The 11,917-nt window shown below is 71.4% G+C and carries 13 protein-coding genes; 8 read left to right on the top strand and 5 right to left on the bottom strand.

All coding sequences use genetic code 11. The features are described from left to right. Positions 1 to 111: 111 nt before the first annotated feature. From HED23_RS26445 to HED23_RS26470, 6 genes are all read left to right on the top strand, one after another. Positions 112 to 1,065 (top strand): DUF1177 domain-containing protein, encoded by a 954-nt coding sequence (locus tag HED23_RS26445; protein WP_203185883.1) that lies wholly within the window; start codon positions 112 to 114, stop codon positions 1,063 to 1,065. Then, positions 1,065 to 2,456 carry a cytosine permease gene (locus tag HED23_RS26450; protein ID WP_203185884.1) on the top strand — a complete coding sequence of 464 codons (1,392 nt, stop codon included), beginning with the start codon at positions 1,065 to 1,067 and terminating at the stop codon, positions 2,454 to 2,456. Before HED23_RS26445 ends, HED23_RS26450 begins: the two co-directional genes overlap by 1 nt. Further along, positions 2,453 to 3,760 carry a M20/M25/M40 family metallo-hydrolase gene (locus HED23_RS26455; protein WP_203185885.1) on the top strand — a complete coding sequence of 436 codons (1,308 nt, stop codon included), beginning with the start codon at positions 2,453 to 2,455 and terminating at the stop codon, positions 3,758 to 3,760. Before HED23_RS26450 ends, HED23_RS26455 begins: the two co-directional genes overlap by 4 nt. Positions 3,761 to 3,854: 94 nt before the next feature. Continuing rightward, on the top strand, positions 3,855 to 4,553 hold the full coding sequence (locus HED23_RS26460; RefSeq protein ID WP_420803049.1) for a class I SAM-dependent methyltransferase: 699 nt from the start codon (positions 3,855 to 3,857) through the stop codon (positions 4,551 to 4,553). Positions 4,554 to 4,575: 22 nt separating this feature from the next. After that, the gene (locus HED23_RS26465; RefSeq protein WP_203185887.1) at positions 4,576 to 5,511 is read left to right on the top strand and encodes an N-acetylmuramoyl-L-alanine amidase; all 936 of its coding nucleotides are present in this window, start codon (positions 4,576 to 4,578) and stop codon (positions 5,509 to 5,511) included. A gap of 186 nt (positions 5,512 to 5,697) precedes the next feature. Continuing rightward, complete coding sequence (locus tag HED23_RS26470) at positions 5,698 to 6,519, top strand: DUF5336 domain-containing protein (protein WP_203185888.1); 822 nt, start codon at positions 5,698 to 5,700, stop codon at positions 6,517 to 6,519. 73 nt (positions 6,520 to 6,592) lie between these two features. Here the strand turns inward: HED23_RS26470 and HED23_RS26475 are convergent, their stop codons facing one another. After that, positions 6,593 to 7,372 (bottom strand): maleylpyruvate isomerase family mycothiol-dependent enzyme, encoded by a 780-nt coding sequence (locus HED23_RS26475; protein WP_203185889.1) that lies wholly within the window; start codon positions 7,370 to 7,372, stop codon positions 6,593 to 6,595. A gap of 40 nt (positions 7,373 to 7,412) precedes the next feature. After that, positions 7,413 to 7,550, bottom strand: coding sequence for a hypothetical protein (locus tag HED23_RS26480; protein ID WP_203187782.1), 138 nt, complete (start codon positions 7,548 to 7,550; stop codon positions 7,413 to 7,415). A 23-nt stretch (positions 7,551 to 7,573) separates the two neighbouring features. Between HED23_RS26480 and HED23_RS26485 the strand changes: the two genes are divergently transcribed. Further along, positions 7,574 to 7,867, top strand: a complete 294-nt coding sequence (locus HED23_RS26485; RefSeq protein WP_203185890.1) for a hypothetical protein — start codon at positions 7,574 to 7,576, stop codon at positions 7,865 to 7,867. On the opposite strand, the gene HED23_RS26490 is transcribed toward HED23_RS26485, so the two are convergent. From HED23_RS26490 to HED23_RS26500, 3 genes are read right to left on the bottom strand one after another with little or no spacing between them, the layout of a single operon-like run. Continuing rightward, positions 7,864 to 8,952, bottom strand: a complete 1,089-nt coding sequence (locus HED23_RS26490; RefSeq protein WP_203185891.1) for a prenyltransferase — start codon at positions 8,950 to 8,952, stop codon at positions 7,864 to 7,866. The genes HED23_RS26485 and HED23_RS26490 overlap by 4 nt on opposite strands. Further along, on the bottom strand, positions 8,949 to 9,680 hold the full coding sequence (locus tag HED23_RS26495) for a class I SAM-dependent methyltransferase (RefSeq protein WP_033299793.1): 732 nt from the start codon (positions 9,678 to 9,680) through the stop codon (positions 8,949 to 8,951). Before HED23_RS26495 ends, HED23_RS26490 begins: the two co-directional genes overlap by 4 nt. 52 nt (positions 9,681 to 9,732) lie before the next feature. Then, a complete protein-coding gene (locus HED23_RS26500; protein ID WP_203185892.1) occupies positions 9,733 to 11,046 on the bottom strand; it encodes a glycosyltransferase family 4 protein in 1,314 nt (437 codons plus the stop codon). A 232-nt stretch (positions 11,047 to 11,278) separates the two neighbouring features. Here HED23_RS26500 and HED23_RS26505 point away from each other — a divergent pair, with 232 nt between their 5' ends. Further along, a complete protein-coding gene (locus HED23_RS26505; RefSeq protein WP_203185893.1) occupies positions 11,279 to 11,884 on the top strand; it encodes a TetR family transcriptional regulator in 606 nt (201 codons plus the stop codon). The last annotated feature ends 33 nt before the right edge of the window (positions 11,885 to 11,917 follow it).

Consider the following 11,917-nt stretch of genomic DNA (forward strand, 5'->3'; position numbering starts at 1 on the left):
GGGAAAGAGTTGCGTTCCACGGTAGCCGATCCCGAATGTTGCTCCAGCACCCCGCCCCGCGCTTCCCCGCAGGAGCGCCGGGCGGGTGTCCCGCTCCGGAGAAAGGCCCCCATGCTGAAGTACGTACTGGACATCGTCGAGCTGCTGGACGACCCGCAGGTCAGCGGCAAGTCGGTCGTCGGATACCTCGACTCCGTCGCCGGGCCCGAGGGCTCGTCCGCGCAGGTCACGACCGTCACCGGTGACCGGGGGGCGACGGACTTCGTACTCGTCCGCATCCCCGGCGCCCAGGGGCGTGCGGCGGGCGGCGGCGCCCGGACCCTCGGCGTGGTCGGCCGGCTCGGGGGCGTCGGCGCGCGGCCGGAGGTGACCGGGCTCGTGTCCGACGCCGACGGCGCGGCCTCGGCGCTCGCCACCGCCGCCAAGCTGCTGGACATGCGCCGCCGGGGTGACGTGCTGCCCGGCGACGTGATCGTCGCCACGCACATCTGCCCGGGAGCCCCGACCGAGCCGCACGACCCGGTGCCCTTCATGGGGTCCCCGGTGGACATCGCCACGATGAACCGGCACGAGGTCACCGGTGAGATGGAGGCCGTGCTCTCCATCGACACCACCAAGGGCAACCGGATCATCAACCACAAGGGCCTCGCCCTGTCGCCCACCGTCAAGGAGGGCTGGGTGCTCCGGGTGTCCGAGCAGCTCGGCGAGCTGCTCGCCGTGGTGACCGGTGAGCCGTTGGTCACGTACCCGGTGACCACGCAAGACATCACCCCGTACGGTAACGGTGCACACCACATCAATTCGATCCTCCAGCCCTCCACCGCGACCGCCGCCCCGGTCGTCGGTCTCGCGGTCACCTCGGCCGCCGCGGTGCCGGGCTGCCAGACGGGCGCGAGCCACGAGACGGACATCGCCTCGGCCGCCCGGTACGCCGTCGAGGTCGCCAAGGCCTTCGGCGCCGGAACCCTGGACTTCCACGACGCGGTGGAGTTCGACAACCTCGTCAACCGCTACGGGTCGCTGGCTCACCTGCAGACCTTCGGCCGCACACCCCAGGAGTCCTGATGGCTTCCGACAGCCGGGCCGCCGTCACGGCCCCCGAGACCAAGACCATCGGCAGCGACGACTACTCGCTCTCACGGGTGCCGCGCGACAAGCGCTTCGGCTTCTGGTCGATGCTCCTGCAGTGGCTGGCCCAGTCCGGGTCGATCTCCCAGTTCACGCTCGGCGCCACCATCGGTGTGGGCATGACCTTCGGGGACGCGTTCCTCGCCTTCACCCTCGGGGCGGTGATCCTGGAGATCGTGATCTTCGCGATCGGCCTGGCCGGGATGCGCGAGGGCCTGGCGACCCCGATGCTGACCCGCTGGGTGGGCTTCGGCCGCAACGGTTCGGCCCTGGTCAGCTTCGTCATCGCGGTCAGCCTGGTCGGCTGGTTCGGCGTCCAGAACACGATCTTCGGCAACAGCGTCTCGGCGCTCGTCGGCGGCCCGTCCTGGATGTGGTGCGTGTTCGCGGGCATCGCCATCACGGCCCTGGTGATCTTCGGGTTCCGCTACATGGCCCTGTTCGCGAAGATCGTCACCCCGCTCTTCTTCGGCATGGTCGCCTGGTCGGTGATCACCACACTGAACGACCACTCGCTCGGCGAGCTGGTCAGCTCGCCGCCGCCCGGTGAGGCGATCCCGCTGGCGGTGGCCGCCACAGCGATCGCGGGCGGCTACATGACGGGCGCGATCGTCTCCCCGGAGATGACCCGCTACAACAGGAAGGGCTCCCACGTCTTCGTGCAGAGCGCCTCCTCGATGATCCTCTCCGAGTACATCGTCGGCATGACCGGTGTGCTCCTCGGACACCTGGTGAAGTCCAGCGAGGTCTCGCACATCGTGCTCTCCACCTCGGGCGCGTTCGGCGTGATCGTGGTCCTGATGTCCACCGCCAAGATCAACGACTGGAACCTGTACGGCTCCTCGCTCGGCGTCGTCAACTTCTTCCAGGTCGTCTTCGGCAGGCGCCTGCACCGCGGGGTGGTCACCGTCGCCCTCGGTGTCGCCGGAACGCTCCTCTCCGCGGTCGGCATCATGACCCACTTCACGGAGTTCCTCTCCCTGCTGGGCGTGATGATCCCTCCGATCGGCGGGATCATCGTCGCGGAGTACTGGGTCGTGAAGCGCATGCGGCGGCCCCTGGACGAGACACGCGAGGCGCAGAGCCTGCCCGCGACATCGCCCACCTGGGTGCCGATGTCCCTGGCCATCTGGGTCGTCGCGTTCTGCGTCGGCAAGTTCTACGACGGCGGCATCCCGGCCCTCAACTCGCTGGCCACCGCCTTCCTGCTGTACTGCGTGCTCGGCCTGCTGGGCTGGATCAGGCCGTACGGCACCTCCACCCTGGACGACGACGCGCACACCCCCGCCCCCGCCGCCCACGTCACCACCCCGGCAGGAGCAGCATGAGCATCGTCCCCGCGTCCGAGCAGGCCCAGGAGGAGGTCGTCGGCCTCTGCGCCGAGCTGATCCGCTTCGACACGTCCAATCCCACCAGCGACGAGCGCGCCGCGGCGGACTGGGTGGTCGCCCGTCTCGCCGAGGCCGGTATCGACTCCGTGCTGGTCGAGTCCGCGCCCGGCCGGGCCAACGTCATCGCCCGCATCGCGGGCGCCGACCCGGCCCGGGGCGCCCTGCTGGTCCACGGCCACCTCGACGTCGTACCCGCCGACGCCTCCGAGTGGCAGGTGCCGCCGTTCTCCGGGGAGATCCGCGACGGCTACCTCTGGGGGCGCGGCGCGATCGACATGAAGGACACGGTCGCGGTCATGCTGGCCACCGCCCGGCACTTCGCCCGGACGGGTACTCGGCCTGCCCGTGATCTGGTCCTCGCGTTCCTCGCCGACGAGGAGGCGGGAGGGAAGTTCGGTGCGCACTGGCTGGTCGAGCACCGTCCCGAGCTCTTCGCCGGGGCCACCGAGGCGATCGGTGAGGGCGGCGGGTTCTCCTTCGCGATCGACGACACCCGGCGGCTGTACCCGATCGAGAACGCCCAGCGCGGCATGGCCTGGATGGAGCTCACCGCCACCGGGCGGGCGGGCCACGGCTCGTCCCCCAACGACGAGAACGCGGTGACCGATCTCGCCGAGTCCCTCACCCGCATCGGCCGCGAGACCTTCCCGGTGCGGCTGATCGAACCGGTCCGCGCCCTGCTGGAGGAGGCCGCCCGGCTGTACGGCGTCGAGTTCGACGAGGAGGACATCGAGGGCACGCTCTCCCGGCTGGGGCCGGTCGCCGACTTCATGCAGGTGGTGCTGCGCAACTCGGCCAACCCGACCATGTTCAGCGCGGGTTACCAGACCAACGTGATCCCGGGCAAGGCCACCGCCCGGGTCGACGGACGCTTCCTGCCGGGCCACGAGCAGGAGCTGATCGACACGATCGACCGGCTGCTGCTGCCCTCCGTCAGCCGCGAGTGGGTCAACCACGACATCGCGCTGGAGACCACGTTCGACGGCCCGCTGGTCGACGCGATGTGCGACGCGGTCCGCGCGGAGGACCCGGACGGCCACCCCGTGCCGTACTGCAACCCCGGCGGCACGGACGCCAAGGCGTTCACCCACCTGGGGATCCGCTGCTTCGGCTTCAAGGGGCTGAAGCTCCCGCACGACCTGGACTACGGCCGGCTCTTCCACGGTGTGGACGAACGCGTCCCGCTGGAGGGCCTGCGCTTCGGCGTCCGGGTCATGACCCGACTCTGGCAGAGCTGCTGACCTGACCCGGCAGCCCTGCCAGGGGCCTGCCCCGACCCGGGCCCACCCCACCCGTACGCCCCCGCCGATCCCTGTCGCGGGGGCGTACGGCACGATGGGACGCCGTCCGATCCACCGCCCCACCAGGAGGAACCCCGTGGCCGCCGAGACCGCTGCCCGTCCCGAGCCGGGAGTTCTCGCCGCCTTCGAGGCCGCCAAGGGCTTCATGCCGGTCCACGAAGGGCTCGCCCTGTACGCCGCCGCCGTCGAGGCCGGCACGCTGGGGCTGCCGCTCCTGGAGGTCGGCACCTACTGCGGGCGCTCCGCGATCCTGCTGGCGGACGCCGCCCGGGCTGCCGGGGTGACGGCCCTGACCGTGGACCACCACCGGGGCAGCGAGGAGCAGCAGCCGGGGTGGGAGTACCACGACCCTTCGGTGGTGGATCCGGAGATCGGCCTGATGGACACGCTCCCGACCTTCCGGCGCACCCTGCACAAGGCGGGTCTGGAGGAGCACGTGGTGGCGCTCGTCGGACGGTCCCCGCAGGTGGCGGCCGTCTGGGGCGGGGCGCTCGGCCTGGTCTTCATCGACGGCGGGCACACCGACGAGCACGCGAACGGCGACTACGAGGGCTGGGCCCCGAAGGTCGCCGACGGCGGTCTGCTGGTCATCCACGACGTGTTCCCGGACCCGGCGGACGGCGGCCAGGCCCCGTACCGCGTCCACCAACGCGCCCTGGCATCGGGGGCGTTCACCGAGATCTCGGTGACGGACTCCCTTCGCGTCCTTCGGCGTACGGGGCCGGGGAGCTGAGGGTCACGGATAGCATCGCGACGTGCGTCACCAAGACTTCGCTCCCCCCACGCCTCGTCCGGGTCCCCGCCGCAGGCCCGTCCTCGCCGCGGCGGCGCTGGCCGCCGTCTGCCTGACCGCCACCGGCTGCGTGGCCGACGGCGGGCCGGTGCCCGGCGCCGAGGAGGGAGCCGCGTCGCGGCCGGCCTCGTCCCCGCCGCCCTCCTCACCCTCGCCCCGGGAGCCGTCGGCCGCGGCCACGGGCCCCTCCTCGGAGCCCACGTCCGCCGAGCCCCTGCCGCGGGGCCCGCTCACGGGCCGCACCGTGGTGATCGACCCTGGGCACAATCCGGGGAACCGCGACCACACCCGGGAGATCAACAGCCAGGTGGACATCGGCACCGGCCGCAAGGAGTGCGACACCACGGGCACGGCCACCGACGCGGGTTACGCGGAGGCCCGGTTCACCCTCGACGTCTCGCGGAAGCTGCGCACACTGCTGGAGGAACGGGGCGCCAGGGTCGTCCTCACCCAGGACGGCGACCGGCCCTTCGGCCCGTGCGTCGACGAGCGTGCGCGGATGGGCAACAAGGAGAAGGCCGACGCGGTCGTCTCGGTTCACGCGGACGGTTCCGCAACCGGGAACCGTGGATTCCACGTCATTCTCCCCGCGGCGGTGAAGGGGGGCGACGCGGACACCGCGAAGATCGTGGCCCCTTCGCGTGAACTGGGGGTGCGGATTGCGGGGAATTTCGTACGCGTTACCGGAAGCGCCCCTTCCAATTACATCGGCGGCGGCACCGGGCTCGACACCCGTGACGATCTCGGGGGCCTGAATCTGTCCACCGTGCCCAAAGTCTTCGTCGAATGCGGCAATATGCGTGATCCGAAGGACGCCGCTCTGCTCACCAGCGCGGACTGGCGCCAGAAGGCGGCTCTCGGCATGGCCGAGGGCATCAGCAGCTATCTGAAGAGGTAGTTCTGCGGTGATGGTGGCGACATTGGGGGGATAGCCGGTCCGAGGTCCGGGCAGCATCACAACCCGCCCGGGCAGACGATAGATTCATCCGTACGATGGGGAGCCGCCCCCGAGCTTCGCGCCGTACCCGCCGTACAGGCGGCATCGACGACCGCCCCGACGAGACGACCGACTAAGGACCTTCACGTGAATATCCGCTCCCTCACTCGAGGCGACGGCGTGGTGATCGGAGCAGCGGTCGTGCTGTTCATCGCCTCTTTCCTCGACCTCTCCGGCTACGACTGCCCCTCGGGCGTGGACTGCTCGGGCTACAGCGCGAACGCCTGGGACTCGCTCTCCGTCCTCATGGGCATCTACCTGGCCGGCATCATCGGCGCCGCGCTGCTGATCGTCAGCCGCGCGATGCCGGGACGCAAGGTCGCCGGTTTCGAACTCGGCCAGTTCGGCGCCGCGTTCACCGTGTACTCCCTGTGGACCATGTTCTGGACGATCATCGACGCCGGTGACGCCGGCGCCGGCCTGATCCTCGGACTGCTGGCGGCCCTCGCGCTCGCCGGCGGCGCCGTGGCCACCCCGCTGGTTCCCGCGCTCAAGGCCCCGCTGATGGGCGCCCCGCGTCCCGCGCAGGCCGTGCAGCCCGCCTACGGCCAGCAGCCCTCCCAGGGCTACGGCTACCCCGGTGGCCAGCAGTTCGGCGCCCAGCCCGGCCAGCCCCAGCCGTACGGCGCCCAGCCCGGCCAGACGGGCCCTGGCCGGCCTGAGCAGCAGGCCGCCCAGCAGCCTTCGCAGGGCGGTGGGGCACCCGCCGGTGACTTCACCCCCTTCTGGTTCGCGGTGCCGGTGGCCCGTCCGCTGTACGGCGAGGACGGCGCCCCCAACCCGATCGCCGAGCTCGCGCCCGGCACGTGGTACCTCGCGGTGGAGCAGCGTGGTCCCGGGCTGATCGCCCAGACGCAGGACGGCCGTCGCGGCGTCCTCCAGGACACCACGGGCATCCAGCGCGGCTGAGCCCACGCACACGCGAGTGGCCCCCGCCCGGAAGGGCGGGGGCCACTGTCGTTCTCGCGCGCGACGGCAGTCGTCAGCCGAAGGACGACCTCTCCAGCCAGAAGTCCAGGAGCCCGCGGTCCCCCAGGACCTCCAGTCCGCCCTCGTCCGGCTTCTGCCGGCGGTTGAAGGCCAGCATCAGTTCGGTCACCGGGCCCCGGAGGGCCACGGTCGCCTTCTCGTGCGAGTGGCGCCAGGTGAAGCCTTCCTCGCCGAACTCGATCAGCCACTCCGCCCCGGGCACATCGGTGGCGTGCAGGTGCAGGGACCGTCCGCCGCCCCGCAGTTCGGCTGCCTCCGGGTCCCCCTCGGTCTGCGCGAAGGCGACGATCTGAAGCCACTCGGTGATCGTGTCGGCCGCCAGGTCGGATGCCACCTCGAAGGCCGTCCCGGTCGCGAGGGCGGCGTCCGCGCGGTGAACGGCGGTCTCGTGGGCCATGCGCCGGGCCCAGAATGCCGTCCGGCGTTCCCGGGCCCAGGTCCAGACCTCGGCGTCGGGGCCCGCCTCACGCAGCGCGCCCGCCGTCGCGGCGGCGCCCGCGGCCAGCCACTCGGCCAGAGCTGCCGGGTCGTCCCCGGACGGGCCGCCGGTGTCCGGCACCTGGCCCTCGGGAATGTCCTCGGCCGCCCGGGTACGGACGATCTCCCCGGCCCAGCGGTGCGCACCCCCGACGTGGACGGCGAGTTCGCGCAGGTTCCAGTCGGGGCATCCGGGGACGCGCAGTGTGAGGTCGGCGTCCTCGACCAGCTCGGCCAGTCGCCGGGTCTGGACAAGGATCTCGTCGCAGTAGCGCGCGTGCGCAAGGAGGGTCATCCCCGCACCCTATGCGGCGTACGACAGTCCTTTCAGCGCATTATCCGCCCAGTTGGGAGGTGGAGGGGACCTTGTTCTCCACCTCGGCGCCCGCGCTCTTCCCGGCGTCCTCGATGTCGTCGACGACGCTCTCGAAGGCCCCCACCTCCCCGGCGCACGCCGTACGGGTTTCACCCACGGTAAAGCGGTAATCCGGAGAGCATGTCTCCCAGAACAGGCACAGGAAGCAGTACCGCCGCACGTGTCATAGCCGTCGTCGCGGACATCATGGCGTTCATCATCATTCTGTGGATCCTGATGTACCTGCTCGACGCCAACCGGGGCAACGACCTGGTCCAGTGGGTCCAGGACTCGGCCCACTGGCTGGCCGGCTGGTCGTACGACCTGTTCACCTTCGATGAAGCGTGGGCTCGCGTCGTCGCCGGCTACGGTCTGGCCGCAGCCGTCTACCTGTTCGTCGGTCACGCCGTGGCGGGACGGATCCGCCGCTCCTAGCGGACGGGTTCCTCACGGCAGCAGTCCGGCTCCAGTCCCTTCGGCAGCCGTTCGCCACCGAAGACCGCGGTGGTCGCCTCGTCCCCCCCGAGCGCGGCCACCGCGAGCAGCAGTGATCCGGCGGTCCAGGTGGTGAGTTCCTCGGGCCATATGGCCCGCTCGCCCTCGAAGACGTATCCCGTCCAGTAGAGGCCGCCCTCGGCCCGCAGGTGCTGGACGGACTGCAGGATCTCCAGGGCACGGTCCGACTCGCCCGTCACCCAGAGCGCCAGGGCCAGTTCGCAGCTCTCGCCGCCCGTGACCCAGGGGTTGGGGAGCACGCAGCGCACACCGAGACCGGGGACCACGAAGCTCTCCCAGCCCTCCTCGATGCGCCGCGTCGCGGCCGTGCCGGTGACCGCGCCGCCGAGGACCGGGTAGTACCAGTCCATCGAGTAGCGGCTCTTGTCCAGGAAGCGCTCCGGGTGGCTGCGGATCGCGTGGCCGAGGGCGCCGGCCGCGAGCTCCCAGTCCGGCTGCGCCTCCTCGCGCTGTTCCGCCAGTGCCAGCGCGCAGCGCAGCGCCTGGTGGACGGAGGAGGAGCCCGTCAGCAGCGCGTCGGTGACGGGGGTGCCGTCGGGTTCCCGCTTCCAGCCGATCTCGCCGCCGGGCTGCTGGAGCCGCAGCACGAACTCGATCGCCGCGTAGACGGTCGGCCACATCCGGTCGACGAACGCGTCGTCGCCGGTGGCTAGGTAGTGGTGCCAGACGCCGACGGCCACGTAGGCGCAGAAGTTGGTCTCGCGCCCCAGGTCCGTCGGGCGGTCCGGATCGCCGTCGTGGTAGGCGGCGTACCAGGAGCCGTCGTCGTTCTGGTGGCGGGCCAGCCACGCGTAGGCGCGGGCGGCGGCCTCGTGCTCACCGGCCGCGTCGAGCGCCATGGCGGCCTCGGTGTGGTCCCACGGGTCGAGGTGGTGGCCACGGAACCAGGGCAGCGCCCCGTCCTCGCGCTGCACCGCGAGGAGGGCTTCCACGGTCTCGGTGGCCTGCTCGGCCGTCAGGACGCCCGGCAGGACGAGGTGTTCGGTCTGCTCCGGCGTGCTCACGCCTCGGCCTTCGGCAGGTGGGGCTTGGTCGCGTACGCCACGAAGCTCTTGCCGACGACCGGGTTGAGCAGCTGCTCGGCGACCCGGGTGGCCAGGGGCTTCTTCATGATGTCCCAGACCAGCAGCTTGTGGTAGGCGCGCACCGGCAGCGCCTTGTCGTTGTCGACGCCGAACGCGCACTTCAGCCACCAGTAGGGGCTGTGCAGCGCGTGCGCGTGGTGGGTGCCGTAGGGCTTGAGTCCTGCTTCCCGGATCCTGCCGAGGAGTTCGTCCGCCTTGTAGATGCGGATGTGGCCGCCCTCGACCTCGTGGTAGGCGTCGGAGAGCGTCCAGCAGACCTTCTCGGGGCCGTAGCGGGGCACGGTGATCGCGATCCGGCCGCCCGGCTTCAGCACGCGGACCATCTCGGCGAGCACGCCCTTGTCGTCGGGGATGTGCTCCATCACCTCGGAGATGATCACGACGTCGAACGAGGCGTCGGGGAAGGGCAGGTTGAGGGCGTCGCCCTCCATCGCGGTGGCGGTCGCACCGGCGGGTGCCTCGCCGGCCTCCTTCATCGCGGCGAACCACTTCGCGACCTCGCGGATCTCCTCGCCGTTCTGGTCGAGGGCCACCACCTGGGCGCCGCGCCGGTAGCACTCGAAGGCGTGCCGGCCGGCGCCGCAGCCCAGATCGAGCACCCGGTCGCCTGCGGCGAGCGGGAAGCGGGTGAAGTCGACGGTCAGCACGGGGGCCTGCCTTCGAGGTCGGAGGTACGGATTCCGGGAGCCGTGGGGGCGCTCACCTGCGGGCTCCCCGAGCGGCGATCGACTGACGGTACAGCTCGACGGTGCCGAGGGCGGCCTTGGCCCAGGTGAAGTTGGCGAGCACCCGGGCGCGGCCGGCCGCACCGAGGCGGGAGCGCAGCTCGGCGTCGCCGAGGAGCCTGCCGAGCGCGGCGGCCAGCGCCCCGGCGTCGCCGGGCGGCACTGCGAGACAGGTCTCCCCGTCGGGCCCCGCGACCTCCGGGATGGCGCCGCCGGTGGTCGCGACCAGCGGGGTGCCGGTGGCCATGGCCTCGGCCGCGGGCAGCGAGAAGCCCTCGTACAGCGAGGGGACGCAGGAGACCTGCGCGCTGCGGACCAGGTCGACGAGTTCGGCGTCGCTGATGCCCTTGACGAACTCGACGGCGTCCTGGAGTCCGTAGCGTTCGATGGCCTGGGCGACGGGCCCGTCCTCGGCCCGCTTGCCCACGACCACGAGGTGCGCGCCCGGGTTCTCGGTGCGGAGCTTGGCGAGGGCCTCCACGAGGTGTACGAGGCCCTTGAGCGGGACGTCGGCGCTGGAGGTGGTGACTATCCGGCCGGGGACCTCGGCGACCGAGGGGTCCGGCGACCAGAGGCCGGTGTCGGCCCCGATGTGCACGACCTGGATACGGTCCCGGCGCACCCCGAGGTGCTCGGTGATCTCCTGCTGCGACGACCCGGAGACCGTGAGCACGGACGGCAGGCGGCGGGCGACGCGCCTCTGCATGCGCGTGAAGCCGTACCAGCGGCGCACGGAGAGCCGGCGGCGCGCCGACTCCGCGGCGTCCAGGTCGAGTCGGCGGTCGACGGTGATCGGGTGGTGGATCGTGGTGACGAGGGGTGCGCCGAGGTCCCCGAGCAGGCCGTAGCCGAGCGTCTGGTTGTCGTGGACGACGTCGAAGTCGCCCCGTCTCGCGAGGAGATGACGCCTCGCCCGCAGACTGAAGGTGAGTGGCTCCGGGAATCCTCCGGTCCACATGGTGGCGACCTCGGCGACGTCTACCCAGTCGCGGTACTCGCCGCGTCCCGGGGTGCGGAACGGGTCGGGCTGGCGGTAGAGGTCGAGGCTCGGCAGCTCGGTGAGCGGGACACCCTCGTCGAGCACGGGGTAGGGCTGGGCGCCGATCACCTCGACGCTGTGGCCCAGCCGGGCGAGCTCGCGGCCGAGGTGGCGGACATAGACGCCCTGGCCGCCGCAGAAGGGGTTGCCCTTGTAGGTCAGGAGGGCGATGCGCAACGGCCGGTCGCCGTCTGTGCCCGACGTGCTGCCGCCCGCGAAGGGGCCCGACTCTATGGCCTCAGCGGTCACACTCGGCCCCCTTCTCACTGCGTTTTCGCCGGAGCGTAACCGGTCGCGCTAATCTAGAACAAGTTTCAGACTCGTGCGTTCAACCCGCACCGAATCTACCGGCAGGTAGCGTCGGCGTGACCGCCGGATCAGGTGATTCGCGCCACGACGGACGCCCTGGCAGGCTGTGCGCGCCCGGAGACCGGCGCCCGGACGGACAGGGAACCGGTTCTCCCTTCTTGGATGGGGACAGATGACAGCGGAAGCCAGGACTGCGGCGGCTCCCCTGACGGAACGCCAGGAGGCCCGCCGACGCGGCATTCTGCGGGCCGGCGCCCAGCTCGCCGGCCGGGGCGGCTTCGAGGCGGTGCAGATGCGTGAGGTGGCGGACGCCGCCGGCGTCGCCCTCGGCACGCTGTACCGCTACTTCCCGTCCAAGGTCCACCTGCTCGTCGCGATCATGCAGGACCAGCTCCAGCGTCTGCACGTCACGCTCCGCAGGCGGCCGCCCGCCGGGGACGACGCCGCCCAGCGGGTCGCCGGAACGCTGATGCTGGCCTTCCGGGCGCTCCAGCGCGATCCCCATCTGGCGGACGCCATGGTGCGGGCGCTGACCTTCGCAGACCGCGGGGTGAGTCCGGAGGTGGACGCCGTGTCCCGGCTGACGACGGCGATCGTCCTGGACGCGATGGGGGTGGAGGACCCCACCCAGGAGCAGCTGGCCGTGGTCCGGGTCATCGAGCACACCTGGCACTCGGCCCTGATCACGTGGCTGTCGGGACGGGAGTCGATCGCACAGGTGAAGCGGGACATCGAGACGGTGTGCGGGCTGATCGACGTAACGGCGGACACACGCTGAGACGTGCCCATGTGCGGTGCCCACACCGGCACC

This window comes from Streptomyces pratensis (assembly GCF_016804005.1).
Classification (GTDB): Bacteria; Actinomycetota; Actinomycetes; order Streptomycetales; family Streptomycetaceae; genus Streptomyces; species Streptomyces pratensis_A.

What these genes read in the sequence shown, in the direction of transcription:
- HED23_RS26445 (WP_203185883.1), top strand. Translation starts at nt 112, where the DNA reads ATGCTGAAGTACGTACTGGACATCGTCGAGCTGCTGGACGACCCGCAG.
- HED23_RS26450 (WP_203185884.1), top strand. Translation starts at nt 1,065, where the DNA reads ATGGCTTCCGACAGCCGGGCCGCCGTCACGGCCCCCGAGACCAAGACC.
- HED23_RS26455 (WP_203185885.1), top strand. Translation starts at nt 2,453, where the DNA reads ATGAGCATCGTCCCCGCGTCCGAGCAGGCCCAGGAGGAGGTCGTCGGC.
- HED23_RS26460 (WP_420803049.1), top strand. Translation starts at nt 3,855, where the DNA reads ATGGGACGCCGTCCGATCCACCGCCCCACCAGGAGGAACCCCGTGGCC.
- HED23_RS26475 (WP_203185889.1), bottom strand. Translation starts at nt 7,372, where the DNA reads ATGACCCTCCTTGCGCACGCGCGCTACTGCGACGAGATCCTTGTCCAG.
- HED23_RS26485 (WP_203185890.1), top strand. Translation starts at nt 7,574, where the DNA reads ATGTCTCCCAGAACAGGCACAGGAAGCAGTACCGCCGCACGTGTCATA.
- HED23_RS26505 (WP_203185893.1), top strand. Translation starts at nt 11,279, where the DNA reads ATGACAGCGGAAGCCAGGACTGCGGCGGCTCCCCTGACGGAACGCCAG.